Below are 25,846 nucleotides of genomic sequence, written 5' to 3' on the forward strand. Positions count from 1 at the left end.
GGCGGTGGGCCCCGCCCGCTGCCGTAGCGTCCGATTGGTGGTGTGGGGGTCGGTGAAGCGTGTGCGTCGCGGCGGGAGGGTGATCGTGGTCAGGGCGTGCTGGTGTCGGCGATGGTCGTGGTCGCGGTGACCACTGCCGGGTTCTCACGGCGGGGTGCTGGTTGCTCGTGCTCACTCTCGTCGACCGGAGTCGCCGCAGGTAGCTCCGCTGGTCAGCGGTGTTTCGGCTGCTCCGAGCGATCAGGGGTTGGAGGTCGAGGATCGTGTCACCGATGCGAGTGCGGACGCCAGGTGGCCATGGATCGAACCGGTCGACGCGTCGCGTGGGCACCGAAATATTGGCGGAGAGGTGCGGCGCACGGGATCCGGGGGAACGCGGCGCGCTGCCCGGTGGGTGGAGGGCGTGTCGGCGATGACGTCGGCTTCGTTCCCCTGTGGGTGGCGAGTGGATCCAGATCCGGACTGTGTGATGTGCGGCGGGGCGGCGTTCCAGCACCACATGTACGCCAGTTTCGGGGTCTGCTGATTCGAGACAGGCGTATACGAGTGCGCGCCACCCTTGTTCATGCTCGGCATGCGCGAAGCCTTGCTCGACAAGGACGTCGCGGCCGACAACATCCACTACGAAGTCTTCGGCCCGGACAGCTGGGCGGCCGCTCCAGAGGTGGCGAAGATCATCGCCGCCGTGCGGCGTAAGCCTTCGACATCGGCCCCGCCGTTCGTGCGGCCCTGGGCGGAACAGCACGAGATCGGCTGTCCCGACGACGACAAGGAGGTTAGGGCAGCGGGACGTCGGCGCGCTTACCCTGATCGGTCTGCTCGTCTTTCGCGTGCTGAACAGAATCGGGAGGGTCAGGTCAGGACCGCGACGATGACCGTGTTCGCGGCGCCGGTGGTGCAGGACGGGCTCGGACACTGCTCATTCCGACTGAGTTGACCCAACTGGCCGATATCGCGATCGAGCATCCACCCGAAACCCGGACGCGGTCAGTGTTTTTCGCGGTCGTTCTGGCTTCGTCACTGCCGTTGGGCGAGGAGGCGTTGCTGGTGTCAGTCCGAACGGTCCCACAGGCACTTATTGGCCGCCTTCTTCTGCCAGCCTCCACTGACGTCGGGCTGCGGAAGGATGATCCCGTCATTCGTTTCCGGGTTCCTTCTTCTGGCGGTCGGGCACGAACCGTGATCTTATGGCCATGAGAAAACCTATCGTCTTCACGAAGACGGAGGCGAAGATCTTCCACCAGAGGGGTTGACCGGACAGGACGGCTCCGGCTATCCAGCAGAGGGTGCCGGCCACGGCTAGAGATGTCGACCACGTGTGTAGGCCATGGTGAGCGGTCTGCCTCGATCCGCGGACCAGGTCGCTCAGTCCGACGATGCCGATGAGGCTGATTCCGACGAAGTACAGCGCGACGCTCAAGGCGGACCTCCGATCGTTCGACACTGCCGATGCTCGGGCTCGACGGGTCAGTGTGCGCCGACCCGCCTCGACGGCGTCCCGCTCACGCTTCGTTTCCCGGTGGTGCAGGATGTGGTGTCGGAAGGGATGGGAGTCGGGGGTCAGTCGCCGAGTTCACCGATATCTCCCATAACATCCCGCAGTTGTATCCGCCGGCCGGGGTGGCAGATGCCGCTACAGGGTCGAGCGGGTCAGCCCGGTCTTGTCGGTGATCTCGGCGATGGTGGCGCGCGCGCTCGCGCAGCTCGGTGGCGTAGGCGAACTGGGCGTCGGTGACCACGCTGGGCCGGCCGACCCGGCGGCCCTTCTCGGTGGCCACCATGCGGGCGTGGGCGGCGCGCTCGACGGCGTAGGTGCGTTCCATCTGCCCGAACAGTGCCAGCAGCGCTTGGCGTCATAATTCGGTGATGTTGTGCTGTCGATCGGTTGAGGCCGCCGACCTTCGCTGGGACACCCTCGGTTGGTGGATCCTCTGCTGGGATCCGATCCCAGATCCCGAGACGACACTGCGGGATTGGGCGATCCCCAGCTGCACTGGCGTCCCGAATCGAACACCGTCACCGCACCGGCTACCCAGGGCATCGCCGACCTCGTGCGGACCGCCCGCCGGGCCGTCCGCACGTACGCGCGGATCGGTTCCTCCGCCTCCCACAGGACGGACGGGTTGACCACCGGGCGGCCGGACAGCCGTGCGCCGAGCTACGACACTGGAAAGAGATGACCCGGTACCGGCGGCACCCCCGTGTTCACGACGTCAGGCGCCGCGGCGCTCAAACCTAGCGCGACCGATCTCCTCCTTGTACGGGCCACTGATGGACAGCGGGCGGGAGAAATCGGGCGGGAGAAATGCAGTGACGGCGCTCGGGGGGCTCTGCGCCGTCGCCGCGAACGGGCCTGTCGTTGATAGCGGCGCACCATGGGGCATCGGAAGTGCTAGCCGGAGACGGCTCGTAGCCCAGTGTGCGGGTGCGCGGGTCACGCCAGCTTCGCGACCGTCAGCAGGACCGCCGAGTCCACCAACGCTTCGAGGCTGTGCCGGGCGTCGGGCACGATGAGCAGGTCACCCGCACGCCCCTCCCACGACAGCTCGCCGGCCCTGAGCCGGACCCGGCCGGACAAGACCTGCACCGTCGCCTCACCCGGATTCGCATGCTCCCCGAGAACGGCACCCTCGATCATGCCGATCACCGTCTGCCGCAAGACCTTCTCATGCCCGCCGTAGACGGTGTCGGCGGTGTGACCACCACCGGCTGTGGCCGCCTGTTTCACCTGCTGACGAGCCAAGGCTTCGAGAGAAACCCGCTGCATGCCGCTAGTCTATCCACCCGCACCGGGTTCAGGGCGCGTCGACAGTCGGCTTCGCCGCGGAGTCACGGCCCGGCCGCCCACGCACTTACATTCTTCAACTGGAACGTAGGCACGTGTCCACGGCAGCCAAAGGACGGACCGGAAGTGAAGATTCCTCGAAGCACCCACGCGGAGCAAGGCCCCACCAACCGGGCTCGGCGGTGGGCTTGCGTCAGCGGGGAGCTTTCTGCTGACGCCGAGGCCGGCGATGGCGCTCGACAAGCTTGGCGCCCGTGTCCGTCAGATGACCGCCGACAAGAACTGACCTCGCCGCTCGTCGGCGAGGCGACCGGCTATCTGCGGTCGATGCCGCTCTAATTTCTCGTTGTGCTCACGCCACGCCGGGAAAGAGGACGCTCGCCTCGGCCGCGAATGGGTGCGGCGGGGCCGCAACTGCGCAGTTGCCACCGGGTGATCGTGCCGTCCGGCCCGCAGGTGTGGCCGGTGGCCAGCGCCAGGTCGATCCGGGACCGGACCGCGTTCTGTCTGGCCGGATCGACGGCGAACACGATCCGAATCCGGACCTCGTCGCCGAGTCGGTCGGCGTGGGTGTGATGCGGTGCGAGGGAGCGAGGCGGCTGGCGTCCCCAGTGCGTGCACAACGCGGAGGTGACCGCGGCGCCGGGCGCGCCGGTATCGGCATCCGGTGTCATGACCAGGACGGCTTGGTGAGCGAACACGCTCCGCATATCTCGTAGTGTGCTCCCCGGCCGGAAGCCCTGTCATCCACAAGTGGCGCACAACCTGTCCGACACGTCCACCGTCCTCGGAGCGGGGCCCGTCATCGGGGAACCCCGGCGCCAGGACAGGGTGGCGGGACCGTCCACCGATGTCAGGTGTGGTCGGGGCAGAGCAATGCCGGACCGGTGTGCCATCGGGTCGATGCGAGCCACCGTTGCACCGAGTCGGGTAGCCCACCGGTCTCGGTGGCTTCCGCGAGGACACCGGTCAGGATGGGACCGTCGCTCGCACCGAGCAGGCGATGTCGAACGCAGGGTGGGCGGGTTCGCAATGGCGGCAATGACTTCGGCTGAGCACGCCAGGATGGTCCGGGTCCGGGTGCAGCCAGGTGACGGCGAGGTCGGCGCGTTGGTGGGCGGCCTCGGCGCGGGTGGCCGGTTCGTGCCGCAGGTCGGGCAGGCGCGTGACGTCCTCGCCGTCGCGGTAGGGGAGACCACCTCGTCGGCCGAGTGTGCATCGGAACCGCCGGTGGTCCGTGTATTCAGGTGCCCGTACACGGTGGTGCGGGGCACGTTCAGCATGGCCGCGATCTGGGCGACCGTGTGCTTGTCTCTCTTCCCCGCGGATGCGGTTCCTGAGTGTGAATCTCAGCGATCTCGACGCGTGCCTGGATTGGTTCGCCGAGGTGACCATGACGTGGGCATCGACGACACCGACGACGTGGTCGCCGTCTCACTGGACTTCGCGCTGATCCACCTCGGTACCGAGACCCGATAGCCCACCCATCGCGTCGATGCGGTGGCTTCGGTGGCTGCGCGGCCGGTGGTGGGATCGGTGTGACGTTACCAACGGTATAGAGATTCCGAACCCGCCCAGTCCGATCCGGCGCCGACGGCGGATCGCCGAACTGTCCTCCGGGTTCGTCGATACGTGTTCCTGATCGGGTGCGCGAGGTGTCAGGCCGCCAGGTCGTGGCCGGGGGCATTCAGGTCGGTCCAGGTGCACAGTGTGGTGAGGTGTCCTGCGGCATCGATCGCCATCGCGCGGTGCCGGCCGGGATGCCATTTGTCGGCGGTGCACAGCACCGTGGTGCCGTGCCACTGCCGGCGGTCACCGCAGAGTCGGCGTTCGTGAATTTCATTCTCGTACATCGCTTTCTCCTCACCTGGTCGGGGAGGGATGAAACGATAGGGCAGGTCACGTCCCGACTGGTTACCGGGATGTTGCGGTGGTCGCGGCGAGCTTGCGTTCGGCGTGGGCGTCGTTGCTGTCGCTGCCGGTCGCGTCGGCCTGGGTTCGCTGGTTCGACTCGATTATCAGCTGGTCGGTGGTCATGACGCCGGAGTACGGGGCCTTCACCATCCGGCCGTCGCGGTCTCCGGGAGGGAGCGTGGGGTAGGTGCCCGAGGCGTCGATCGCCCCGAAGACCTTGTAGCCCTCGGTTGCCGCCAGGGCAACGGTGTTGGCGCGGACCTGCGTGAACGGTTGGTCGTTGACCACCTGGAACAGGCCGCTCCGGTGGTCGATGAGCGGCTACACCGCCTCGTCGGGGTCGATGAGACCCAGGTTCTTCGTCATGTCCGGCTCCTTCGGTAGGAGGCCTTCACGCAATAATTCAAGTTTCTATTACCTTCAACGTTGGCCGCGTCTGGTTTATTCCCAGGAGATTTGGTTCCCCAATACGCCCCCCATCTCGGCGAGCAGTACAGTTCTTAACTAGGGGTAGGTGAGCGGCAAAAGGGGCGTGGGACGGTGCGGAGCAGGTTGACCGAACAACAGCGTCAGGCCTGGCGGGTGTACATCGAGGGCAGCCTGCGGCTGGAGACCCGGCTGGATGAGGCGCTGCGCGCGGCGACCGGGCTGAGCATGATCGATTACCACGTCTTGCTGTTGCTGTCCGAGGCCCCGGACCAGCGGTTACGGATGAGTGAGCTCGCCGCCCGAATGGTGTTCTCCCGTAGCCGCATCACCTACCAGATCGGGTCGATGCGCAAACGGGGCCTTGTTGCGCGGGAACCGGCACCCGACGACGGCCGGGGGAGCCGGGCGGTGTTGACCGCGTCAGGCCTGCGGGCGTTACATCAGGCCGTCCCTCCTCACGCGCAGAGCGCCCGTGAGCTCTTCCTCGACGATCTCGATCCGGCGGAACTCGACTGCCTCGAGCGGGTCTTTACCCGGTTGACCGAACGGCTCCATTAGCGGAGCGCCGCGCTCGCGCCGCCCAGGCCGGCGCGGAAGGGCTCCGTTCCGCACGTACCGTGTGTCCGGCGGATTGTCGGCAAGTCGCCGTGCGCGAGCTGAGAGGCCACGGTACCGACCGTCGCCGCGGAGGGCGTCGGGGTCAAGTCCCAGGACGTGGTGTACGAAGCAGCCGTGTGATTCCTCGTCGGTGGGTGGTCATGCGGTCAGCGCGGGTGTCACCTCCTCGGCCGATTCCGCAGTGTCGCCCGCGGTGCTGGCGCCGCGAGAGCGAGCCAGGACGTCGAGCCCGAGATAACGGCGGGCTTCGATCCATTCATGCTGCTCGGCGAGAACCGCGCCGACGAGCCGGATCAGCGCGGTGCGGTCGGGGAAGATTCCGACGACATCGGTCCTCCGGCGGATCTCCTTATTCAGTCGCTCCTTTATCCGGCCCTCGGGGCCGGATCAACCCCTGGCGGTCGATTTGAGTCAGCGGTCGAGGCGGTGCAGGTGGTCGGTGAGGGTGCCGGCGACGCGGTGGTGACGGGCGGCTTCGTCGAGCCAACCACGGTCGCGGGCGTCGGCCTCGAGGGCCTGGATGTCGGTGCGGTGCGCCTCGAGCGCACCGCGGAATTCCGGTCCGGTGACGAAGTTGTCGCAGGTTTCGCAGATGTTGGCGTAGGGGCAGGCGCCGGACGCTTCGTGGCGGGAGCAGTAGCCGTGGGCAACACGGGTTTTGAGCATCTCGCTGCCGAGCCAGCTGACGGTGTCGGGTCTCCGAGAAGGTCGAGGCACTCTACGACGCACCCCGCGAACTGCCCGCCGATGACGAGGGGACCGAGATGCGGAAGCTACGCTCCGAGATGCACCGCCGGATGCTCGGCAACGGCTACTGCGCCCGACCCGTGGGACTCGACTGCCACTTCGAATCCATCTGCGAATCCTGCACGTTCTTCCAGACCACCATCGAGTTCCGCCCCACCCTGCAATCGCAGCGCGACGACGCCGCCGAAAAGGGCCAACTCGGTCGGCAGAAGATCTTCGACGGACTGCTCACCCGACTCGACCAGTCCGCCTCCTGACATGATCACCTTGACAAGATCACCCACATAATGCCCGAGCAGCGCCATCAACGCTTGCAGACTCATCCCGGCGTTGGCGAGCTCGGTGGCCCAGGTATGCCTTGTGTCCGCAGTGGCCGTGTGCGGTCGGGTTCGTGTTGCGTTTGAAGTGGATGGTTCCCGGCGCGGGGTTCGCGACGCTGGTGGCCGGCTGTATAGCGATAAGATCGGCTCTCGCGGCCACCCCGATCGTCGGCGCTCGGCTGGGCGGTGACGGCCGCCCCGCCCTCACGTGAGCACTTCCGCGGCGCGCAGCCCACAACGAGGGCCCGGGCCGTCCGGTGATCAGCCCACCGACCTGCTGGTCAGCACCCACGATCGCGGTCGGGTCCCTGGCTGAGGCCAAAGCCGGCCGGGCCGGGCCACGACGAGGCGAGAGACGTTCGTGCACAGCGGACAAGAGGTCTGCGTCGCAAAAGCCTGCGTCCACTCCTGCTGGTGGGGCAGCGCACCCGCGGCGGGGGTTCTGGGTGGTGACACCGACCGGGCAGGTGTTGGTATGACATCCCAGGGGCAAGCTCCGGCTTGTGCAAGAAAACGACGGTGCCGCCGGTCGCCTCCGAGGGCGGTCGCGACGGCGACGGCCTCCACCAGGCCCCGGTCGATGTTCGCCCGCACCTTCTCGAACGAGACCAGGGTGCCGACCGTCTCGTGGATCCGGGTGGTGTCGAACAGGCTCGCCAACCGTACCCGCAGGCCCGCGATCTGCCCGAGGTAGCGGAGCCCGCTGTCGGCGACGCCGCCGGCCACCGAGAACACTCGCGCAGGGCCACCGAATCACGCAGCGGCACCACGGTTTCCGCGGCCTCGGTGAGACCCGGTGGGCATTGCCGGCCAACCCGACCACGTTCAGGGCGCCCGACCAGGATGGTCGGCGGCCGGCCCAGCCGGGGGAGCAGTGAGGTGATGGCACCGGCCTCGCCGCGGGCGCCGCCGCCCGCGGCTACGAGTCCCACTCGGTCGCCCACCAGCGACCGTAACGAATCGTCCCGGCAAGGCAAGACCTTTGGCGACTCTCGGCCGCCTCGTTTCCGCCTCGGGTCCCGCGGACCCTGTATTTCGGCCACACGGTCGTGTACCTCTCGGACCTGATGGCCATGTGCCTGATGGGCTTGCTGTTTCGGTCCTCGGTTTTCGGCCCTCGGGGGTCCGGTATCCCGACGACCGGTGCCATTCGACCGTCCTTCATCGGGTGTCACCGTCGCGGCGTATCAGCGTGACGTGGCGACCTGAGACGTATTCCATGTCGATGATGAGGTGCCGGTCGCCGGGATGGATCGACCACGGGACCGCGTTCCGGTGGTGAAATCTGGCCACGGCGTCCGCGGATGCCACGTAGGTGGCGTGGCCCATGGCAGTGACACTCCATCCGATTCGGGTGATCAGATCGATGTCCCCCGCTTCGAATGCGAGAAGCTCCCCGTCGAACCGTGCGAACGACTCGTCGTCGGTGGGGATGACGACTTCGCCCCCGACGGTGGCGAAGGTCACCGGACGCAGCGCCGGCACCGCGTTCTCGGTGAAGACCATTCGACCGACCGGAACCGACCGCAGCAAGCGAATGCACTCGGCGGTGGAGAGCACCGAATCCGGCGCTGTTGTGGTCATGTGGTCTCCTCCCTCGACGTGCCCGACCACTTCAACGATCACCTCACCGCGGGTGGTGAAACAGAGGACAAGGTCACCCGCTTGGCCAGTCCCGAACTCACGGGGAACCATCTTTACGGACACCGTTGTTGAACCGGGGTAGTGAGGTTGCCCCTCGGGAGTGGACACCGGATTTCATGCGGCGACTGACAGCGTAGACGACGCGATGAGTCGTTGTTCGAACTCCACTGGGGTGAGGTATCCGAGGGCGGAGTGACGGCGACGTCGATTGAAGTACGAGAGCCACTCGAACAGGTCCAGCCGTGCCTGCGACTTCGACGTCCAACTCCGTCCGTGCAGCCACTCCCTCTTGAGTCCTTGGAAGAACGACTCGGCGAGAGCATTATCGTAACTCGAGCCGACCCGTCCTCGACTTAGCTGAATCCCATGACGGCGGCATACATCGACGAAAGCTGCTGCGGTGTACTGACCAGGCTCAACCGGTGGAAGCAACACCTCGATAACGGAGGTGTGGGAATGGGACGACCACCCGGGTGGGCAGCAGCGTTGACGGGGCGTGCGGTGATGCGGTCACCGGGACGGCCTCCGATACGCCGAGATCTAGAGCGGGCATTCTGGACGCGGATCGCCGAGGGTCTCACGAGCGACGACGCAGCGACCACATGCGGCGTGTCGGGGCCGGTGGGGACACGGTGGTTCCGCCAGGCTGGTGGGATGCCACCGATCGAGTTGACCCCGGTCTCGGGGAGGTACCTGTCGTTCACCGAGCGTGAGGATATCGCGCTGCTGCGAGCCAAGGGTATGAGTATGCGCGACATCGCTGACCGGATCGGACGGTCACCGTCGACGATCTCGCGGGAGTTGCGGCGGAACGCCGCCACCCGCAATGGCAAGCTCACATACCGAGCGTCGACCGCACAGTGGAAGGCCGACCTCGCCGCGAGGCGCCCAAAACCAGCGAAGCTCGCCGAACACGATCGGCTACGAGAATATGTGCAGGACAAACTGTCTGGTGTGATTCGTGCCGACGATGGAACCGTGGTGTCCGGTCCGGATGCCGCTTGGATTGGCCGAAACAAGCCTCGGCGCGGTGATCGTCGGTGGGCGACGGCGTGGAGTCCGGAGCAGATCTCGAATCGCCTACCGATCGACTATCCGGAGGACCCGACGATGCGCATTTCACCTGAGGCGATCTACCAATCGCTCTACATCGAGGGTCGCGGCGGCCTGGAGCGGGAGCTCGTCGCGTGCTTGCGCACCGGCCGGGCGCTGCGAAAGCCTCGTGCGCGAGCACGGAAGCAGCGCACCGGATTTATCACCGAGGAGGTGACCATCAGCGCCCGTCCGGAGGAGGTCGAGAGCCGGAAGACGCCGGGGCATTGGGAGGGCGACCTCATCATCGGTCTGACCCGGTCCGCGATCGGCACGCTCGTCGAGCGCACCAGCAGATACACGACTCTACTACACCTGCCGCGACTGAAGGGCTATGGAACAGCGGCGATGGTGAAGAACGGGCCGGCGCTGTCCGGATATGGTTCGGAGTCCGTTCGTGATGCTCTGGCCGCGACGCTGTCACCGCTGCCCGAGCATCTACGCAGATCCGTGACGTGGGATCGCGGAAAGGAACTCGCGCGTCATGCCGAGCTGACGGCATCTACGGGTATCCGTGTCTACTTCTGTGATCCGTACAGTCCATGGCAGCGCGGAACGAATGAGAACACCAATGGGCTGCTGCGACAATATTTTCCGAAGGGAACTGATCTGTCCCGATACAAGTTCCGTGAGCTTCAGGCGGTCGCCGATGCGCTCAACAACCGCCCCCGAAAAGTGCACGGTTGGAGAACTCCAGCGGAAGTGTTTGCCGAACAGGTACACTCGTCCTCACGGCACGGTGTTGCGACGACCGGTTGAATCCGCCCTGGCTCCCCGCATCGCTGTGATGCACCAAACCCGTTGAGGTGAAACGGATGTCGGTTCTCCTGCGGGTGAACAACGCCTGCTCGAGCACTCCGGTGACCAACACGGTGGTCTTGCATGTCATCACCTGCCACCCGAGGATCCGGCGGGAGAACACGTCGACACAGAACGCCGTGTACACGAATCCGGTGAGTGTCCACACGTACGTAAAGTCCGCGACCCACCACTGATCGGGGCGGTCCGGGACGTCCCATTTCCTGTTGATCAGATCCGGGTGTCGTGGTGCCCGCTCGTCGCGCTCGGTGGTGGTCGTGCGGCGTTTGCCGCGGACCACCCCGCGGATCCCGCAGATCTTCATCAGGCGCGCCACCTGATCGCGCCCGATGTCGTGGCCGGCGTGTTTCATCGCCCACCAGATCTTGCGGGCACCGTAGAGGCGCTTGTTGGCCACGTACACCCTGTGCACGGCGTTGGCGGCGTAAGCCTCGGTCAGGTCGGTGCCCGAGATGGGTCCGCGCTGCTTGGCCTTGTAATAGGTGGACGGGGCGATGCTGATGCCGTGCTCGGTGAGCACAGTACAGATCGGGTCGACCCCGAAACGGGAGCGGTGAACGTCTATGTAGTCGACGATCACCGCAGTCGGCGGTCGACCTCCGCCGCCGCGAAAAACGCGCTCGCGGTCTTCAAAATCTCGTTAGCTTTGCGCAATTCGGTTACTTCTCGGCGAAGTCTGGCGACCTCGGCCGACACGTCAGGTGCCGAAGACGATGCGCCGGGGGCCTGGCGGCTCTCCTCCCGCTCGATCCAGTTCCGCAGCGTCGCCGGCGCGATGTCGAGCAGCTCGCCGACATGGCGCCGGGCTGCGACCTTCGAGCCTCCGTGCTCGTCGATCCGGTCCCGATACATCCGGACGGCGCGATCCTGGGTCTCGGCGTCGTACTTCTTCGGTGCAGGCATACCAGCATTCTCCTTGTTAGATCAGGAGTCTCCACCTCGTCCAGGACGGTTCAAACATCACGGCCGGGTGGCTGACCTGGTCAGCACGCACACCACCGAGGCCGAACGGGCGGCGCTGCGAGCCCAGCTCACCGAGGGCGACCAGGACCTGATCGACCGCATGCTCGACCGGAGGCTGGACGCATGAGTATCCCATCACACCCGCTCAGGCATGAGGCGCCGAGACTGGTCGACCCGACCCCGGACACCCCGGTCTTTCCCGCCGACCGCGCGCGGCCTGGCACCCGCGAGGCCGACATCCCGCGCTTCGGTGAGCTGCGCTGGCAGCTGGCGGCCTTGGCCCACGGCGCCGCGGGACGTTCGCTGACCGTCGACTGGGAGGGTGTCCCGGTATGTCTGCGGGCCGGGTTCATGCGCGCGGGCTGGGCAGTGATCAACCTTCCGACGCCGGACATACTGCTTCACCGCTCGGGTTCGTCCACCCGGCCGAGGCTGTCAGCGGGCAGCCTCAAACGCACCTTCTCGGCATGGAGGGGCTTCGCCCAGTGGCTGGACCAGCACCAGGTCACCTGCCTGGGGCAGATCGACCGCGTTGTGCTGGAGAAGTACGCGCAGTTCTTGGTCGAGCGTGGACTCACGCACGGCCCGGTCACCACCGAGATGTTCGCCATCACCAGGCGCCGAGGAAGCCGGTCTGCGGTGCAACAAGCTGACCCACAAGCACACCGGGCTGAAGGACCTGTTCTACGCGCTCGTGCGATCCCAGGACCACCGCCCCAAGATCGCCGACGGACTGCACGCCGACAACGATCAGCTCCGCACGAAACTCGCCGACCTCCGCGCCGAACACACCCGGCTCACAGACCAGGTCGCGACCTACGCCCGCGTCATCCACGTCCTGGAAGTGGAAAACGCCCAACTGCGCGAGCAAAGCCAGACCAACGACGTCGTCCGCCCACTGCAACGACACACCCACTGAGCCCCGAGCTTGGTCTCAGCACGCGCATAGTCGGTTCGGACCCGAGCGAGGAACAGAACTTGATCGACAACACGCGCAGACTTGACACGGAAGGTCACTTCCGCTCCGACCCCTCCTACCTGCCCGAGCTGCGGGATTACCTCGACACCCTGCTGCGTGACCGCGAAAGAGTCCGTGCAGCTACCGAACTCGACGACTGGGCCCGCGACGAGGCGGTGCCGTCGGAAGCGGAGATCACGAGGCTGAGGCAGTCGATCCGCCGCGTCCAACACGAGCTTGACGCACTCACCGAGGACGAGCGTGGACAGATCGAAGAAGCCGTTCGGGTAGTGCGTCGCACCCGACAGACCGTGCACCTCGGACTACCCACCACCGGGCCGCAAACGCTCGACCCACACCTCGAAACGCACTCATGACCTCGAACTCCACCGAACATCTGATCGCGGCCCGCCGCGGCGACAGCAACCGTCGACGGCAAAGAGTCCTCGACGCGCTTTCCCGGCTCCGCACCGACGGGGCGGAGATCACAATCTCTGCCGTCGCTCGCACCGCGAGAGTCGACCGCTCGTTCCTCTAATCGCCACCACGATCTCCGAGCCCAGATCCTGACAGTCGCCGCCGAACCTGAGCCGCCACCGTCGAGCACCCGCACCAGCTATCGGTCACTTCTGGCCGATGTAGCCAACCTGCGGGCACAAAACGAACGACTACGGCAGCAGAACACGAAACTCGCCGACAGACTCTCCGAGGTTCTCGGCGAACAGGTTCTCCACGGCGCCGGTCTCACCGGACACGACGAAATCGGCACCCTCCGGGAGCGGGCCGCCGAACTCGAACAGCAGCTCCTCGGCAGGAAACACGAGCTCCAGGACCGCGACGACGAACTCGCAGCCGCCCGCGCCACCAACCGAGACCTGATGGCAACCCTCAACGGCCGACCACAACCACCACGTGCCCAACCTGTAGTGCACACAAGCAGGCCGCTGACCAGCACAAATATGATTTCTGAACAAAAAGTTCCCGAGAGAAGCGTTGACCTGCGGTTTCGCGTAGCTTTCTCACCCTTCTGTCGGTGGCTTTTCTCATCGAAATGTCGCTTTCCTCGGCCGGCGGGGAGCTTCCACCGCTCGGCGCCGCCTGCCGGCCATCCCCATGAGTCGCTGACCTGGAGATTCGTTGGTCATCCGGTTCGCCGCCGACGAATTGGCGACAGAATAGTGAGAAGAGCGAAAAGTAGCGTGAGAACCTACAACACCAGATCCTACTCGGGTGTCACATCACGTGCCGTGCCCGCATGTCGGCGAAAACCGATGCCACGCGTACGACGTCGCCGGTCGTGGGTGCGTGGATCATCTGCCCGTTTCCGATGTAGATCGCGACATGCCCGGGACCGTTCGCACTCCAGTTCCCGAACAGGAGGTCGCCGGGTACTGCCTCCGACAGTGGGCGCTCGACTCCTACGTTCCATTGGGTTTCGGAGGTGCGGGGGAGTGTCACTTTGCCTGAGGTCGCGGTGTACACCGCGTACGAGGTCAGGCCGGAGCAGTCGAACCCGCCCTGGGAGGGGCCGTGAATGTTGCCGCCGCCCCACACATACGGAAGGCCGAGGAAGTTCATTGCGCTCTCGACGACCCGGGCGCCCAGCTCGGACAGGGCAGGTCCACCAAAGGGGGAGAGCAGCCGCGCGAAGTAGTCCTGGGCCGCGCGGATCTTCGCGACGTACGGTTTCGTCTGATTCTCGTAGTCGGGGCTACCCGAGGGCATTCCCCCGGAGGCGAGCACGGCACCAACCCCGGCATTGTATCCGGCGATCGCGAGATCGAGCGTGTCCCCGCGAACTCGTCCTTGGTGCTTCCACGTGTCGATCTGGTTGTACATGTCGCACAAGAGATGTCCTGACGCCATGACCGAGTCCGCGACGCCGAGAATATCGGCGGTGCCGTCGCCGTCGGCGTCCTTGCCGTAGGTGCGCCAGGTGCCGTCCATGAACTGGCCGGGACCCTTGGCGCCGACGGGTGACACCGGTGCGGTGGCACCGTAGCGGAATCCGTTCTCCGCCGAATACAGGGCCGCCAGTGTCGGCGCCGTGATCCCGTCACACAGTGCGCCGGCCTTGGTCAGCCACGGCACAAAGGTGGCGAACGCGTTGCCGGGGGCGAAGGTGAGGCGGGGCAGCACGCTGCTGGTCGGTGCGGCAAACGCGGTGTCGAGGGCGTTTGTGTTTGCCCAGCTCGAGACGCCGGAACTGTCGGTATTGCCGGGCTCGGGTACGACATCGCTGTCGGCCGGTGGCTCGGGCGCCGCCGGGGACGGATCCGGGCGTGGCGGCGCGTCGGCGGGTGGGAGCGGGAGCGGGGGCGCGGGCGGGGATTGAGGAGGAATCACCCCGGACAACGCCTGCGCGGCATTGTCGATCCCCTGCTGCGCAAACTGCTGTACGGGGGCGGGAAGCGTCGCCATCACGTCCCCGACCTGCTGATCCAGGGCCGGTGCTGCCTGTTCGACGACGGCCAGGGTGTCGGTGACCTGCGTTTCCACCTCTGGTGGCAGGTTAGTGCTGTTCGCGGCGCCACCGGCGGCGATCACGATCGCCGCAATGATGGCGGAGGGGTCGGACATCTTTCGCTCGTTTCTCTACATCGGACAGTCGTCTTCGAGTTCCGGTGCCGGGCTAGCTCGTGCCATGACTTCGGTCACGGGGCGCTCCAATCATGGACATCAACGGCGCCGAGTTCCTCAGTAGCGGAATCGAAATCGCTGTAGAGCTCGTGTTCGTCGAAACTTTCCTGGATCGCGATCTGGGCGCTCTCGGGGAGGGTGTGCATGATGTCGCGGACGCGTTCCTGGCGGCGGGCGACGGCCTGGCGGAACGGCATCCCCGGTGTCGCCTTCATCTGCGGGACGATGCCCTCGACGTCGTCGACCCCGCCGGCGTGGTGGCCGGCGTCGACCATCGCCTGTTCGGCGGCCATGGTGGCCTCGTCCTTCTCCTCGGACATGCCGATCGGGCCGATCATGGTGCCGTTGAGGAACTGTTTGACCACCGGCTCCTCACTGGTGAGCAGCACCTCGCGGGGGCCGAACATCACCAGCTTCCGCCGGAAGAGCATCCCGATGTTGTCCGGCACCGTGCGGGCGAGGTTGATGTTGTGCGAGACGATCAGGATCGTCGCGTCGATCTCGGCGTTGATGTCGATCAAGGTCTGCGAGATGTAGGTGGTGCGCACCGGGTCCAGGCCGGAGTCCGGCTCGTCGACGAGGATGATCTGCGGGTCGAGCACCAGGGCGCGGGCCAGGCCGGCGCGCTTGCGCATACCGCCGGAGATCTCGCCGGGCAGCTTGTCCTCGGCCCCGAGCAGACCGACGAGTTCCATCTTCTCCATCACGATCTTGCGGATCTCGGACTCGGACTTCTTGGTGTGCTCGCGCAGCGGGAACGCCACGTTGTCGTACAGGTTCATCGAGCCGAACAGGGCGCCGTCCTGGAACAGCACGCCGAACAGCTTGCGGATCTCGTACAGCTCCTTGGACGAGCACTCGAGAATGTTGGTGCCGTCGATCACGATCGACCCCTGCTCCGGGCGGAGCAGACCGATCAGCGACTTCAGGAACACCGACTTACCGGTTCCCGACGGGCCCAGCAACGCGCTGACCTCACCGGCCGGCAGGGTCAGCGACACGTCCTGCCAGATCCTCTGCGAGCCGAACGACTTGGTCAGGTCGCTGACTGAAACTTCGACACCCATCGAGTCTTCCTTACGTCGATTCGTGAATTTTCGGGAAGGGATACATCACGCAGTCGGTGCTCCGCGGTTCACACCGGGGACATCTCGGTGATCTGCCAGGAATCTCCATCGCGGTGCAGCGACACCTGAACGCGGCTGCCGTCCAGCTTGGGGGCGGGACTGTCGGTACTGGTCGTGGACTGATTGAGAAACATCAGCACGGTGGCAGCGTCAGCGGAGGCCGAGACAACCGAGGACTCCACGACGGTGGCCGAGGTGACCACCTGCCGCTGCTTCGCGGACGGAATGATGACGTCCTTGCTCACGCTCTCGAACTGAGTGCGGAACTCACCCCCGAGGTGCTCGAGCGAACCGGTGAAGTGGTCGTCGACCGTGTTGAAGTCGTAGGACAGGATGTCGGGAACCAACTGCGCGGCCTGCGTGAGCGCCTGCTGCCGGGTGTCCTCCTGGCTCCGGCCCTCGTGTGCGCGGATCGTCAATGTCACGCTGCCGACTGTCACCGCGACCGCCAGCACGCCGAGGCCCGCGACCAACAGTGTGCGTTTACGGCTGCTCCACGTGTCGAAGAGCGAGGAGATGCGAGCGATGTAGGTAATCATGCGACGAACTCCACATCGGAAACGAGCCAGCGACCGTCGACGAGGTCGAGGGTCAATTTCATGCGGTAGACCCGCATCTCACCGTCGGGGGCCTCGGTGTTCTTGACCGTCGACGTCACTGCCGCGAGGACGGTGGCGTGATCGTCCGACGAGTCGATGATGCCGGCGGACTTCACTTCGCCGGTCGACTCGACCTGACCCTGATTCAGTACATCCCCGAAACCCCCCGAGGACGTGGCGAACTGGTCGTGGAACGGTCCGGTCGTGCCGTCGGCGACCTTCTTGATGTCCTCGTCGACGCTCTGGTGACGGAGGGTGACCAAGTTGGTTGACATTTGGGTGGCGGTATCGAGGATGGAGACATCACGGGCCGCGGCGGCGTCCGTGGTCCGCCAGTCGCTCCACGATCTCACCCCCCACACCGAACCGGCCAGCACGATCGCACCGAGGAACACGACCGCAGCGAGGATGAGACCGCCGCCCCGCCGTCGTGCGGGGCCGCCGGAGTCCTCGGCGGCGTCCGTCGATGTTTCGGGTGGTCGTTCGGGTCGATCGAGGACGTTGTCGTCGTCGATCGTGTCCAGTGCTAGCGCAGCAGCAGACTTTGCCATGTCAGTTCCTCCTCGGACTGGGTTGGGGATGTGGCGTCGATGGAGTACAGGGCGCCGTCTGGGGCGCGGAAGGCGCCGGTGATCGGGTCGTAGGGAGCGGTGGCGACCGCAGGGGCCTGCCGGCTGGACCAGGCCGCCGGGGTCGCCGCGACAGGAGCCTGCTGAGAGTTGTCCGACTGCTGCGGCTCCGGCGCTGCTGTGGGCGGCGCGGGCGGTGCGCTCGGTGCAGGGGCGTAGGGCTGCCCGGGCCGGGCCAGCATCTGCGGCCAGCTCGAGGGCAGACCGCCGGGGCATTCGCCGACCTCCGCGGTCCGCACGGAGGGGTCGGTGGCGCAGGGAAGGTTCCGGGCACCGCGCACCACACGCGGCTCGTTTGGCGGCAACGTACAGTACGAGCTGGTGGCGGGCTCGGCCGGCGAAAGATCGCTGGGATCGCGCCGCTGTGTTTCCTCATAGCCCTCGGTGCAGGGCAGCGGGTTGGCGGTGTTGCCCAGTTTGATATCGAGGGGGCCCTGACCATACGTGCGGTCCGCGCCTTGCACACCCTGATGCATGTGATTGATCGCGGCGGACATTGCCGGGTAGATCACCAGGATCTGGCGGATACCGGGAACGTTGACTCGCAATACCTCTCCGACGCTCTGCAGATTCGCCAGCAGCAGCGGCAGCGACGGCTGCAGGTCGGCGAGTGTTCCGCCGAACGCATCAAAGAAGGCAGGACCGTTGTCGAGGGTTCCCCGGATCTGGGCGTCGTTCATGGTCAGCTGCTCGGTGAACGAAGCCAGGTCGGTGGAGAAACGCGCGATATCGGGACCCGCTGAGTTCACCGCCGTCAGAACCGGTTCCGCGTCGGTGATCAGGGTAGTGGTCGGGCCCAGGTTGGCCTGGGCGAGGGCGATGAGCGGGCGGGACGAGTCGATCAGACGCGAGAGGGTGGGACCGGCGCCGTCGAAGGCGGCGTAGGCCTCGTCGACCGTGGTCTTCAAGTCGTCCTTCGGCAGTCCCTCGAGGAGGGTGCTGACCTCGTCGACGACCTGCGCTGCCGATACCGGCAACGTTGTCCGGGACCGATCGATGACGTCGCCATCGGCCAGGAACGGACCCTGGGATGTGGGCGGCACCAGATCGACATACTGTTCGCCGATCGCCGAGACGCTGCGCACGTAGGCGTCGGTCGATTTCGGGATCGGGTGGTCCGAGTCCAATTGCAGGTGCACGGTCACGTGATCGGGGGTCACGTCGAGCGACCTGACCACACCGACATCGACGCCGCGATAGGTGACGAGCGCGCTCGCGTACAGGCCGCCGGCGCGTTCGAGTTCGACATCGACCGAGTACATTCCGATACCCGAGAGCCGGTTGAATCCCATGTAGCTGTAGACGGAATTGGCGACAGCCACGACCGCGACAAGGGTGAAGATCACGAGTTGGGCTCGGACCAATTTCGAGCGCATCAGCGCTGACCTCCCTGCGGTTGGGGCGCCCCGGCGGCTGGGGTCGCGGCCGGAGGTGCACTCGCGGGCCGCTCGGTGGGAACGAGTAGCGGGTTGGCCGCCTGCCGCGCCGGGTTCAGTCCCGCCAGTTCGGACACCGGGATGCTTCCGAGGACCTTGCCGCCCACGGTCTCGGCAGTCAGATCGAGGGTGAGGAACAAATTCACGTAGTCGCCTCGGATCGCCCGATCCGTGGTTTCGACCGGGAACGGAAGCGTGGCAGCAATCTTGAGGGCCTCCGGGATGGAATCGCCTACCGAGGCGAGATGGCTCAGGGTCGGCTGTAGTGCAGTGAGATTGGCGTGCAGATCCTCGCGGCTACTGTCAAGGACCTTGGTCGCGACCTCCCCGAACTGGCCGACACTGGTCAGCATTGTCGTGAGCTGCTTCTGCTGATCGTTGAGTACCTGTGCCGCTGGGGTGATCGTCTCGATACCGCGATCGAGGGTGGCGTTCTGCGCCGCGAGCTCGGCGCCGAGCCGGTCGAGTCCATCGATCGCCCGGACGATATCCGCGCGTTGTTGGTCGAGGTTTCCCACGACGGTCTCGAGGTTGCCGAACAGCTCGTGCAGGTTCTGCTCCCTGCCGTCGAGCACCCGAACGAGTTCGGAGGTGACCGTGCGGATTTGCTGCAGTCCACTGCCATTCAGTACCAACGACAGTGCCGACAAAACCTCTTCGGTCGACGCGTACTGGCTGGTGCGGGCGATGGGAATGACGGCGCCGTCCGCCAGCGTCCCGACCGGTTGTTCACCGGAGGGAACCGACAGCTCCAGGTACTGGGAACCGAGAACACTGGTCTGCGCCAATTTCGCACCGACGTTCGCCGGGATCCGTGCGTCCGCGCGCAGTTCGAGTGTCAGGCGCGCGATCCAGTTCTCCCCACCGATGCTGGCGATGTTTCCGACGATCACATTGTCGGCTTTCACGGGGGAGTTGCCGACCAGATTCTGAATATCGGCCAGCTCGACCGTGACTTCGTAGGTGTCACCGCTGATGGCGTTACCGGGCAACGGGATCGAGTTGATTCCGTCGAAGCGGCACCCGGTGGCAGTCACCGCCACACCGAGTGTCAGGGCGGTGCAGGCACTCAATTGCCTGATCGAGATCATCGTGTTCCTCCGCTCGGTGCCGGTGCCACCGCTTTCTGGACCAGTCCGGTGGCGAGCGCACCGGTGGCTTTGGAACATTCGTCGGCCGGCGCATTGGCCGTGGTGAGCAGTGCGCAAATCAGCGACCGGGGGTCCGGCGGAAGGTCGGAGACTGCAATCGCGGCCGTCAGCGAGTTCGAGTCGGGATCGTAGATGTTGTAGAAGTTCGACAGTGAGGTCGGCGCAGTGTGCAGGATCGAGGCGAGGGTGTCTTCCCGGTCGACGAGCTGGCGGGTGAGGTCGGTGAGCTTACCGACGTCGGTGGTCAGTGCCCCCCGGTTGTTCTGAAGGAACGCGGTGACCTCGTTGAACGTGGCGAGCATGCTGTTGAGCAGGGCGTCGAGCTCGGTGCGGTTGTCGTTGAGCATCGACGACGTCGTGGCCAGTTCACGGCTGAACGCGGTGATCTGCTGTTCGTTGGTGGCCAACGCCGAGGTGAAGGTCTGCAGGTTTCGGACGGAGGCAAACAGATCCTCTCCGCCTTTGCTGAGAGTGCTAGTGGCGTCGGAGAGCTGTACCAGCGAGTCGTGCAGGGTTTGCCCGTTCCCGCGGAGAGCATCCGCGGTGTTCGTCACGAAGCGGTTGAGCGAACCGTCGGGGTCCTCGGGTGTGCGTCCCACGTCCTGTGCGAGCTTGACGACCTGTTCCTTGACCTCGTCGAATTCGACTGGAACTGCGGTGCGCTCGACGGGGATCGTCTGCCCGTCTGCCATTTTGTCGCCGCCGACGTAAGCGGGGGCAAGTTGGATGTATCGACCGGTGACCAGAACCGGGGCGACAATGGCAGCTTTGGCGTCGGCGGGGACGTCGTACTTTCCGTCGTAGCTGAATTCGACGCGGACCTGGTCGCCTTCGGGCACGATGTCGTTGATCTGGCCGACCTCGACGCCGAGGATCATGACACGGTCGCCGACATAGAGTCCGCTCGTGCTGCGAAAGAAGGCGGTGATGTGGTGCGTGGAGTGCCCGGTGACCCAGGCTCCGGTGCCCAGTACCAGGGCGGCGACGATCACCACGAGAAGCAGAATCTTCGCCGGCACGCGCGAGGTGGTCCTCGTGGCCATCATCGGGGACCTCCGAGGCTGCCGGGGACCTGACCTGCCAGGTTCGCGGGAAGGATGTTGTGCAGGAGAGCGCTGAAGAACGGTCCGCTGCCCACGACGTCGCCGATCTGCTGGGCGTAACGCTCGAGTCCGGTCAGGGAGGCGTTGATGTTGTCGTAGTTGTTATTCAAGGTCGTGACCAACGTGTCCATCTGTTCGAGAGTGGGTGCAAGTGTGGCCTCGTTGTCCCGCTTGAGGGCGGTGAGTTCGTCGGCGATCTCGCGGGTTTGTACGAGGATGCGGTGGATGGAGTCGGCGCGCTGATTGAGCGAATCGAACAGGGACTGACCCTGCCCGAGTAGCGCGGCGACACGCTGACTGCGCTCGGCGAGCACTGTGCTCACCCCGGCGGTGTTGGTCAGTAGGTGCCGTAGGTCGGCGTCCCTACTGGCCACCGTCTCGGACAACCGGGACAGGCCGGTCAGCGAGGACTTCAGGTCGGGTGGCAGGGCCTCTTCGACCGCGGAGAGTTGGTCGAGTGCACCGGACAAATCGACGGTGTCCGTCTTGGAGACCTTGTCGGTCACTTCCTCGAGCGACCGGGTGACGTCGTAACCGGACGTGGTGCGTGAGACCGGGATCGTGTCGCCTCGCCCCAGCTCCCCCTCTCCCTCCGGGGTCAGTTCGATGTATCGGCGCCCGAGTGCGGTTTCGACCTTGATGGCAGCACGAGTGTCGTTGCCCAGGCGCGCGTCGCCGCTGTCTGCGTCGAATTCGACTTCGACCTTGTCTCCGTTGAGGGAGATCTCCCGCACCTTGCCCACCTTGACGCCGGCGATCTGGGCGGTGTCACCCACCACGAGGCCGCTGGCGTCAAGGAACTCAGCGTGGTACGTCTTCGGACCGATGCCTGGGATGGTGTCGAAGTTGAGTGCGACGGCGAGGACGCCGACGAGGACGAGGGTTCCGATCACACCGAGTCGGATCGGGTTCCGTTCGAGGAACGACTTGGTTGCCATCACTTGCACCTTTCGGCGGGCGCGGTGAACATCGGCGTGACTCCGCCGGGGCCCTGCGCGTACTTGATTGCCAGTCCGCACACGAACAAGTTGACGAAGCTTCCGTATCCGCCTGCCCGCGCGGTCAGCCGGTAGGTCTCGGGAAGCTTGCTCAAAACGAGATTCACGGTGTCGGTCTGTGCGTTGAGCTGGCCGGCCAGGTCACCGAGCGCGGACACATCCTGGGCGATGGGCGGCCGGTTCTCCGTGAGAACGGTCGCCATGGCGTTCGAGGCGTCGTCGATCTGGCCCAGCGAGTGGCTGATCAAATCCCGGTCGTCGTTGAGGCCGGCGACCAGTTGCTGTAGTTGGTCGACCAGGGTTGCGAACTGGTCGCGTCGGTTGTTGACGGTCCCGAGCACGGCGTTGAAGTTCGCGATGACCTGGCCGATGGCCTGGTCGCGGTCGGCGAGTGCATTGGTGAAGGTGTCGATCTGGGAAATCAGCTGGCTGATGCTTGCTTCCTGCCCGTTGAGAACCTGGATCAATGACGCGGATAGTTGGTTGGTCTGGTCCGGATCCAGGCCCTGGAGCAGGGGACGAAAGCCGTTGACAACCTGGTCCAGATCCAACGCAGCCGTTGTCTGAGCGAGTGGTATCGGAGCCTGGAGCGGACTCGGGTCGAAGGAACCCGGGGACAGGTCGACATAGCGGTCGCCGATCAGATTCTTGTACTTGATCTTCGCCTCGGTCGCCGCGGTCAGCGGGCGCTCGGTGGAGAGAGAGAAGGTGACCAACGCCGTGCCGTCGGAGTTGACCGAGACGTCGGTGACCTTACCCATGGGCACTCCCGCCACACGCACGTCTGAACCGCTTCCGAGGCCGGATGCGCTGGTGAAGACCGCACTGTAGGCGTGCGTGCTGCCGAAACGGAGGTTACCGACAACCGTTGCGACACCGAATCCCGTCAGGGTGGTCACCAGTACGAAGATCAGCAACTTCAGGCTGGGCGAAGTCTTCGTCATCGCAGACCTCCTAGGAAGAACTGCGCGAAGGGGTTTCCGATCAGATCCATCGGGGTCCGTGCGGGTCGGTAGGCGGCACTGCCGTCATCGAAATCGGTGTGTCCCTGCGGCTGTGACCAGTCGTCGCAGGCGACGGGCCCATCGGCTCGCACCACCGGGAGGTTGGCCGGATTCGTGTACGGCGGATCTCCCATCAGCAGGGTGCCGAGGATGTTCAATCCGGGCTGATCACTACCTCCGAGGGTGCGTTCGAGGTAGGTGTTGGTCTGCACGAGGCTCTCGACCAGGCAGGGCAGTGTCGGCGCACGCTGCGCCAGCAGTTCGGTGGTCGGGGCCAGGGAGGACAGCGACTCGGTCAGCGGGGTCCCGCTGGTCTCGAAGAAGGAGCGTCCGCTGTTGCCGAAGCTGGTGAAGCTGAGCAGGAATGCCTTGAACTGGTCTTGGCGGTCGGTGAGGGTCGTCGCCGTCGTGCTGGCCTGGTCGACCGTTTCCATCACGTCCGGTGCCGCGGCTGCGAGGACGTCGGTGGTCTCGGCTCCGCGCACCAAATCGCGCCGCAGGGTGGGCAGGCTGTTGTTGAAGCTCGCCAGGTAGGTATTGAGTTCGACCAGAGTGTCACCGAGCTGGTCGCCGCGGCCGTGTAGCGACGTGGCGAGTGCGTTCAGCGTTCCGTTGACCTTCTCCGGTTCCACCGTCCGTAGCACGGTGACCAACGACTCGAGAAGGTCGTTCACTTCCGTGGCCACCTGGCCCGTCGAGAGGACCGTGCCGGCCGAGATAGTCTCCGGCGAAGGTGATTCCGGCGGGTCGAGTGTGACGAACTTGCGGCCGAACAGGGTGGTGGGGTCGATCGCGGCGGAGACATTCGCGGCGATCGAGTGTGCACGTCCTTTGTCGATGTCCATGGAGATCTCGGCGTGCCCGTCGACCAGCTTGACGCCCGTGACCCGGCCGACGACGACCTCGCGCATCTTCACGTCCGAGCCGGGTTCGAGCATCAGGCCGGCCCGGGTGGAATAGAGCTTGACCGGAACAGCGGAGGTGAAGCTTCCCCGGTAGACGGCGATTGAAGTCGCGGTCGCGAGTGCTCCGACTGCGACCATGACGAGACCGAGTGCAACGTAGGCTCGTCGGCTGCGTTCTGCAAGGTGTCCACTCATGTCAGCCCGACACCCTCACTGCCCCAGCGGAGCCGCCATAGACCGCGATACCGATGAGCAGGTCGATCACCATGATGGAGATCAGCGACGTCCGGACTGCCCGGCCGACCGCGACACCCACACCCGCCGGACCACCACTGGCGTTGTACCCGTGATAGCAGTGCACGCACATCACCACCACGGACATCGCGAGCACTTTCACTGCCGACCAAATCACATCGCTGGGAACGAGGAAGACGTTGAAGTAGTGCCAGAACGTTCCTTTCGCCTCCCCGATCATGTAGACGGTGACGAGTTGGGTCGCGGCGTAGCCGACGAACAATGCCACCGAGTAGAGCGGGATCACCGCGATCACCCCGGCCATCACGCGGGTCGTGACCAGGTAGGGGAGGGAGGGGATGGACATGGTTTCCATCGCGTCGATCTCCTCGCTGACCCGCATGGCGCCGAGTTGTGCAGTGAATCCGGCACCGACGGTCGCGGTCAACGCGATGCCGGCGATCGCCGGTATGGCCTCCCGGGTATTGAAGAATGCGGAGATGAATCCGGACAATGCGCCGATTCCGACACGGCCGAGAGAGGTGGCCCCCTGCTGGCCGACCTCGTAACCGACCGCGGCGGTCAGCAACGAGATGACCATGAGCGTCCCGCCGATCACCGCCAGCGCTCCGGTTCCCATGCTCACTTCTGCCAAGAGCCGGACCGTTTCGGCGCGATAGCGGCGGAATGTTCGCGGAATCGCCGCGATCGTGTGGTTGTAGAAGGAGAACTGTCGGCCCATCTCCTCGAGATGGCTGACCGGCGCATCAATCACCTTGAGCGCGACGGCACGGGCTCTCCGGGTACCCGAAGGCTGGTTCGATTTCGACACGAGCTTCCCGTCGTCGGTTACGTGCGGATTCTGCAAAGAGTTCATAGGTCGTCAGTGCATTGCCAAGGTGGTGATGATCGAGTTCGCCAGAAACAGCAGCAGGAAGCTGAACACCACCGTCTGATTGACAGCATCCCCCACGCCTTTCGGCCCGCCCCTCACGTTCAGGCCGAGATGGCAGGCAACCAACCCGGCGAGCATGCCGAATACGGCAGCCTTGATCTCGGCGACGAAGAAATCACCGAGACCGGTAATGATGGAGATTGCCGTGACGTACTGCCCGGGTGATGCGCCCTGCATGTACACGGTGGCGATGTAGCCGCCGACGAGGCCGACGGCCGACACGAGGCCATTGAGGAAGATCGCGATGAAGGTCGACGCCAATACCCGCGGAACACAGAGACGGTGAATGGGATCGATGCCGAGGACTTTCATCGCGTCGATCTCCTCGCGGATGGTTCGCGATCCCAGATCCGCGCAGATCGCCGTAGAACCGGCGCCGGCCACCACCAGAACAGTGACGATGGGGCCGATTTCCCGGACGATCGCGACACCCGCGCCGGCGCCGGCGAGATCGACCGCACCGATCTCAGCGAGGAGGATGTTGATCTGGTAGACGAACATCATGCAGAACGGGATTGCCATCAACAGCGCGGGCATGATCGACACACTGGCGATGAACCAAGCCTGCTGGAGGAACTCCCGCAGGTGAAACGGCCGCTTGAACATGCAGCGATACGTCTCGAGCGAAGTCGCGTAGAAGGCGCCCACCGCGCGTGGCGCCACCCGTAGTGCTGCCCTCGCCTTGGCGCTTCTTTCGCCAGGCGTGACCGATCTGTCCAGCAGTTGCACGTTAGTCCTCCGTGCTCATGAATTGGGTGCCCGAATGTGAGCCACGC

General features: G+C 65.3%; 28 protein-coding genes, 6 pseudogenes and 1 other annotated feature. Of the genes and pseudogenes, 9 read left to right on the top strand and 25 right to left on the bottom strand.

What is annotated here, in order from left to right; all coding sequences use genetic code 11:
- Nucleotides 1-532 precede the first annotated feature (532 nt).
- Nucleotides 533-655, top strand: a pseudogene (locus ROP_RS45340) (hemin transporter); the annotation flags it as partial.
- Nucleotides 656-1,135: 480 nt separating this feature from the next.
- Here ROP_RS45340 and ROP_RS37655 read toward each other — a convergent pair.
- Both ROP_RS37655 and ROP_RS42965 read right to left on the bottom strand, forming a co-directional pair.
- Nucleotides 1,136-1,420 (bottom strand): hypothetical protein, encoded by a 285-nt coding sequence (locus tag ROP_RS37655; RefSeq protein WP_012686918.1) that lies wholly within the window; start codon nt 1,418-1,420, stop codon nt 1,136-1,138.
- Between the two features lie 216 nt (nt 1,421-1,636).
- A pseudogene (locus ROP_RS42965) lies at nt 1,637-1,844 on the bottom strand (recombinase family protein); the annotation flags it as partial.
- A gap of 129 nt (nt 1,845-1,973) precedes the next feature.
- Here ROP_RS42965 and ROP_RS37665 point away from each other — a divergent pair.
- Nucleotides 1,974-2,180 (top strand): hypothetical protein, encoded by a 207-nt coding sequence (locus tag ROP_RS37665; protein ID WP_007297114.1) that lies wholly within the window; start codon nt 1,974-1,976, stop codon nt 2,178-2,180.
- A 254-nt stretch (nt 2,181-2,434) separates the two neighbouring features.
- On the opposite strand, the gene ROP_RS37670 is transcribed toward ROP_RS37665, so the two are convergent.
- Nucleotides 2,435-2,767, bottom strand: a complete 333-nt coding sequence (locus ROP_RS37670) for a cupin domain-containing protein (RefSeq protein WP_007297113.1) — start codon at nt 2,765-2,767, stop codon at nt 2,435-2,437.
- A 353-nt stretch (nt 2,768-3,120) separates the two neighbouring features.
- Complete coding sequence (locus ROP_RS37675) at nt 3,121-3,495, bottom strand: hypothetical protein (RefSeq protein ID WP_007297112.1); 375 nt, start codon at nt 3,493-3,495, stop codon at nt 3,121-3,123.
- 331 nt (nt 3,496-3,826) lie between these two features.
- On the opposite strand from ROP_RS37675, the gene ROP_RS43435 reads away from it, so the two are divergent.
- Nucleotides 3,827-4,264, top strand: a complete 438-nt coding sequence (locus ROP_RS43435; protein ID WP_012686921.1) for a hypothetical protein — start codon at nt 3,827-3,829, stop codon at nt 4,262-4,264.
- Between the two features lie 179 nt (nt 4,265-4,443).
- Here ROP_RS43435 and ROP_RS37685 read toward each other — a convergent pair whose 3' ends face one another.
- Nucleotides 4,444-4,638 (bottom strand): hypothetical protein, encoded by a 195-nt coding sequence (locus ROP_RS37685; protein WP_007297110.1) that lies wholly within the window; start codon nt 4,636-4,638, stop codon nt 4,444-4,446.
- 61 nt (nt 4,639-4,699) lie between these two features.
- Nucleotides 4,700-4,987: a hypothetical protein gene (locus ROP_RS37690; protein ID WP_007297109.1), complete on the bottom strand. Its 288-nt coding sequence runs from the start codon at nt 4,985-4,987 to the stop codon at nt 4,700-4,702.
- A gap of 252 nt (nt 4,988-5,239) precedes the next feature.
- Here ROP_RS37690 and ROP_RS37695 point away from each other — a divergent pair, with 252 nt between their 5' ends.
- Nucleotides 5,240-5,686, top strand: coding sequence for a MarR family winged helix-turn-helix transcriptional regulator (locus ROP_RS37695; protein WP_007297108.1), 447 nt, complete (start codon nt 5,240-5,242; stop codon nt 5,684-5,686).
- 198 nt (nt 5,687-5,884) lie between these two features.
- Here the strand turns inward: ROP_RS37695 and ROP_RS42005 are convergent.
- Nucleotides 5,885-6,109 (bottom strand): annotated as a pseudogene (locus ROP_RS42005) (transposase); the annotation flags it as partial.
- A gap of 48 nt (nt 6,110-6,157) precedes the next feature.
- Nucleotides 6,158-6,463 carry a hypothetical protein gene (locus ROP_RS37700; RefSeq protein WP_012686922.1) on the bottom strand — a complete coding sequence of 102 codons (306 nt, stop codon included), beginning with the start codon at nt 6,461-6,463 and terminating at the stop codon, nt 6,158-6,160.
- On the opposite strand from ROP_RS37700, the pseudogene ROP_RS37705 reads away from it, so the two are divergent.
- A pseudogene (locus ROP_RS37705) lies at nt 6,442-6,750 on the top strand (integrase); the annotation flags it as partial. The gene ROP_RS37700 and the pseudogene ROP_RS37705 sit on opposite strands and share 22 nt — an antisense overlap.
- A gap of 134 nt (nt 6,751-6,884) precedes the next feature.
- Nucleotides 6,885-7,025 carry a hypothetical protein gene (locus tag ROP_RS43300; protein ID WP_158306529.1) on the top strand — a complete coding sequence of 47 codons (141 nt, stop codon included), beginning with the start codon at nt 6,885-6,887 and terminating at the stop codon, nt 7,023-7,025.
- A 49-nt stretch (nt 7,026-7,074) separates the two neighbouring features.
- Here ROP_RS43300 and ROP_RS37710 read toward each other — a convergent pair whose 3' ends face one another.
- From ROP_RS37710 to ROP_RS42015, 3 genes and pseudogenes are all read right to left on the bottom strand, one after another.
- Complete coding sequence (locus tag ROP_RS37710) at nt 7,075-7,548, bottom strand: hypothetical protein (protein ID WP_007297105.1); 474 nt, start codon at nt 7,546-7,548, stop codon at nt 7,075-7,077.
- Nucleotides 7,549-7,974: 426 nt separating this feature from the next.
- Complete coding sequence (locus ROP_RS37715; protein WP_007297104.1) at nt 7,975-8,397, bottom strand: pyridoxamine 5'-phosphate oxidase family protein; 423 nt, start codon at nt 8,395-8,397, stop codon at nt 7,975-7,977.
- A 174-nt stretch (nt 8,398-8,571) separates the two neighbouring features.
- Nucleotides 8,572-8,865 (bottom strand): annotated as a pseudogene (locus ROP_RS42015) (integrase core domain-containing protein); the annotation flags it as partial.
- Nucleotides 8,866-8,913: 48 nt separating this feature from the next.
- On the opposite strand from ROP_RS42015, the gene ROP_RS37720 reads away from it, so the two are divergent.
- Complete coding sequence (locus tag ROP_RS37720) at nt 8,914-10,308, top strand: IS30 family transposase (protein WP_043827253.1); 1,395 nt, start codon at nt 8,914-8,916, stop codon at nt 10,306-10,308.
- Nucleotides 10,309-10,315: 7 nt separating this feature from the next.
- Here the strand turns inward: ROP_RS37720 and ROP_RS37725 are convergent.
- A pseudogene (locus ROP_RS37725) lies at nt 10,316-11,271 on the bottom strand (IS3 family transposase); the annotation flags it as partial.
- Nucleotides 10,856-10,987 (bottom strand) — a sequence feature (AL1L pseudoknot). Its footprint overlaps the pseudogene before it by 132 nt.
- Nucleotides 11,272-11,899: 628 nt before the next feature.
- Between ROP_RS37725 and ROP_RS37735 the strand changes: the two are divergent.
- Together ROP_RS37735 and ROP_RS37740 are read left to right on the top strand one after the other, a co-directional pair.
- Nucleotides 11,900-12,250 carry a hypothetical protein gene (locus ROP_RS37735; RefSeq protein WP_007297922.1) on the top strand — a complete coding sequence of 117 codons (351 nt, stop codon included), beginning with the start codon at nt 11,900-11,902 and terminating at the stop codon, nt 12,248-12,250.
- Between the two features lie 59 nt (nt 12,251-12,309).
- Complete coding sequence (locus ROP_RS37740; protein ID WP_007297923.1) at nt 12,310-12,666, top strand: hypothetical protein; 357 nt, start codon at nt 12,310-12,312, stop codon at nt 12,664-12,666.
- A gap of 291 nt (nt 12,667-12,957) precedes the next feature.
- Here ROP_RS37740 and ROP_RS37745 read toward each other — a convergent pair whose 3' ends face one another.
- The 13 genes from ROP_RS37745 to ROP_RS37805 all read right to left on the bottom strand — a co-directional run bounded on the left by ROP_RS37745 (nt 12,958) and on the right by ROP_RS37805 (nt 25,799).
- Complete coding sequence (locus tag ROP_RS37745) at nt 12,958-13,221, bottom strand: hypothetical protein (RefSeq protein WP_231869113.1); 264 nt, start codon at nt 13,219-13,221, stop codon at nt 12,958-12,960.
- 301 nt (nt 13,222-13,522) lie between these two features.
- Nucleotides 13,523-14,869: an NlpC/P60 family protein gene (locus ROP_RS37750; protein ID WP_007297926.1), complete on the bottom strand. Its 1,347-nt coding sequence runs from the start codon at nt 14,867-14,869 to the stop codon at nt 13,523-13,525.
- A gap of 74 nt (nt 14,870-14,943) precedes the next feature.
- Nucleotides 14,944-15,996, bottom strand: coding sequence for an ABC transporter ATP-binding protein (locus ROP_RS37755; protein WP_012686926.1), 1,053 nt, complete (start codon nt 15,994-15,996; stop codon nt 14,944-14,946).
- A 68-nt stretch (nt 15,997-16,064) separates the two neighbouring features.
- The gene (locus ROP_RS37760) at nt 16,065-16,595 is read right to left on the bottom strand and encodes a hypothetical protein (protein ID WP_007297927.1); all 531 of its coding nucleotides are present in this window, start codon (nt 16,593-16,595) and stop codon (nt 16,065-16,067) included.
- The gene (locus tag ROP_RS37765; RefSeq protein ID WP_007297928.1) at nt 16,592-17,206 is read right to left on the bottom strand and encodes a hypothetical protein; all 615 of its coding nucleotides are present in this window, start codon (nt 17,204-17,206) and stop codon (nt 16,592-16,594) included. The genes ROP_RS37760 and ROP_RS37765 overlap by 4 nt, the downstream gene beginning before the upstream one ends.
- Complete coding sequence (locus ROP_RS37770) at nt 17,182-18,660, bottom strand: MCE family protein (protein WP_007297929.1); 1,479 nt, start codon at nt 18,658-18,660, stop codon at nt 17,182-17,184. Before ROP_RS37770 ends, ROP_RS37765 begins: the two co-directional genes overlap by 25 nt.
- Nucleotides 18,660-19,811, bottom strand: a complete 1,152-nt coding sequence (locus ROP_RS37775; protein WP_007297930.1) for an MCE family protein — start codon at nt 19,809-19,811, stop codon at nt 18,660-18,662. Before ROP_RS37775 ends, ROP_RS37770 begins: the two co-directional genes overlap by 1 nt.
- Nucleotides 19,808-20,917, bottom strand: coding sequence for an MCE family protein (locus tag ROP_RS37780; protein WP_012686927.1), 1,110 nt, complete (start codon nt 20,915-20,917; stop codon nt 19,808-19,810). The genes ROP_RS37775 and ROP_RS37780 overlap by 4 nt, the downstream gene beginning before the upstream one ends.
- A complete protein-coding gene (locus ROP_RS37785; protein ID WP_007297932.1) occupies nt 20,914-21,912 on the bottom strand; it encodes an MCE family protein in 999 nt (332 codons plus the stop codon). Before ROP_RS37785 ends, ROP_RS37780 begins: the two co-directional genes overlap by 4 nt.
- Nucleotides 21,912-22,916 carry an MCE family protein gene (locus ROP_RS37790; RefSeq protein ID WP_007297933.1) on the bottom strand — a complete coding sequence of 335 codons (1,005 nt, stop codon included), beginning with the start codon at nt 22,914-22,916 and terminating at the stop codon, nt 21,912-21,914. The genes ROP_RS37785 and ROP_RS37790 overlap by 1 nt, the downstream gene beginning before the upstream one ends.
- Entirely contained in the window at nt 22,913-24,076 is a 1,164-nt protein-coding gene (locus tag ROP_RS37795; protein WP_012686928.1) for an MCE family protein, read from the bottom strand. The genes ROP_RS37790 and ROP_RS37795 overlap by 4 nt, the downstream gene beginning before the upstream one ends.
- Before the next feature lies 1 nt (nt 24,077).
- The gene (locus tag ROP_RS37800) at nt 24,078-24,992 is read right to left on the bottom strand and encodes an MlaE family ABC transporter permease (protein WP_012686929.1); all 915 of its coding nucleotides are present in this window, start codon (nt 24,990-24,992) and stop codon (nt 24,078-24,080) included.
- Between the two features lie 6 nt (nt 24,993-24,998).
- A complete protein-coding gene (locus ROP_RS37805; RefSeq protein ID WP_012686930.1) occupies nt 24,999-25,799 on the bottom strand; it encodes an MlaE family ABC transporter permease in 801 nt (266 codons plus the stop codon).
- Nucleotides 25,800-25,846 lie beyond the last annotated feature (47 nt).

The sequence above is a fragment of the Rhodococcus opacus B4 genome, assembly GCF_000010805.1.
GTDB lineage: Bacteria > Actinomycetota > Actinomycetes > Mycobacteriales > Mycobacteriaceae > Rhodococcus_F > Rhodococcus_F opacus_C.

Coding starts and splice junctions, on each gene's coding strand:
- ROP_RS37670 (WP_007297113.1), bottom strand. CDS start 2,767: ATGCAGCGGGTTTCTCTCGAAGCCTTGGCTCGTCAGCAGGTGAAACAG.
- ROP_RS37675 (WP_007297112.1), bottom strand. CDS start 3,495: ATGCGGAGCGTGTTCGCTCACCAAGCCGTCCTGGTCATGACACCGGAT.
- ROP_RS43435 (WP_012686921.1), top strand. CDS start 3,827: ATGACTTCGGCTGAGCACGCCAGGATGGTCCGGGTCCGGGTGCAGCCA.
- ROP_RS37685 (WP_007297110.1), bottom strand. CDS start 4,638: ATGTACGAGAATGAAATTCACGAACGCCGACTCTGCGGTGACCGCCGG.
- ROP_RS37715 (WP_007297104.1), bottom strand. CDS start 8,397: ATGACCACAACAGCGCCGGATTCGGTGCTCTCCACCGCCGAGTGCATT.
- ROP_RS37720 (WP_043827253.1), top strand. CDS start 8,914: ATGGGACGACCACCCGGGTGGGCAGCAGCGTTGACGGGGCGTGCGGTG.
- ROP_RS37750 (WP_007297926.1), bottom strand. CDS start 14,869: ATGTCCGACCCCTCCGCCATCATTGCGGCGATCGTGATCGCCGCCGGT.
- ROP_RS37755 (WP_012686926.1), bottom strand. CDS start 15,996: ATGGGTGTCGAAGTTTCAGTCAGCGACCTGACCAAGTCGTTCGGCTCG.
- ROP_RS37760 (WP_007297927.1), bottom strand. CDS start 16,595: ATGATTACCTACATCGCTCGCATCTCCTCGCTCTTCGACACGTGGAGC.
- ROP_RS37765 (WP_007297928.1), bottom strand. CDS start 17,206: ATGGCAAAGTCTGCTGCTGCGCTAGCACTGGACACGATCGACGACGAC.
- ROP_RS37770 (WP_007297929.1), bottom strand. CDS start 18,660: ATGCGCTCGAAATTGGTCCGAGCCCAACTCGTGATCTTCACCCTTGTC.
- ROP_RS37775 (WP_007297930.1), bottom strand. CDS start 19,811: ATGATCTCGATCAGGCAATTGAGTGCCTGCACCGCCCTGACACTCGGT.
- ROP_RS37780 (WP_012686927.1), bottom strand. CDS start 20,917: ATGATGGCCACGAGGACCACCTCGCGCGTGCCGGCGAAGATTCTGCTT.
- ROP_RS37785 (WP_007297932.1), bottom strand. CDS start 21,912: ATGGCAACCAAGTCGTTCCTCGAACGGAACCCGATCCGACTCGGTGTG.
- ROP_RS37790 (WP_007297933.1), bottom strand. CDS start 22,916: ATGACGAAGACTTCGCCCAGCCTGAAGTTGCTGATCTTCGTACTGGTG.
- ROP_RS37795 (WP_012686928.1), bottom strand. CDS start 24,076: ATGAGTGGACACCTTGCAGAACGCAGCCGACGAGCCTACGTTGCACTC.
- ROP_RS37800 (WP_012686929.1), bottom strand. CDS start 24,992: ATGAACTCTTTGCAGAATCCGCACGTAACCGACGACGGGAAGCTCGTG.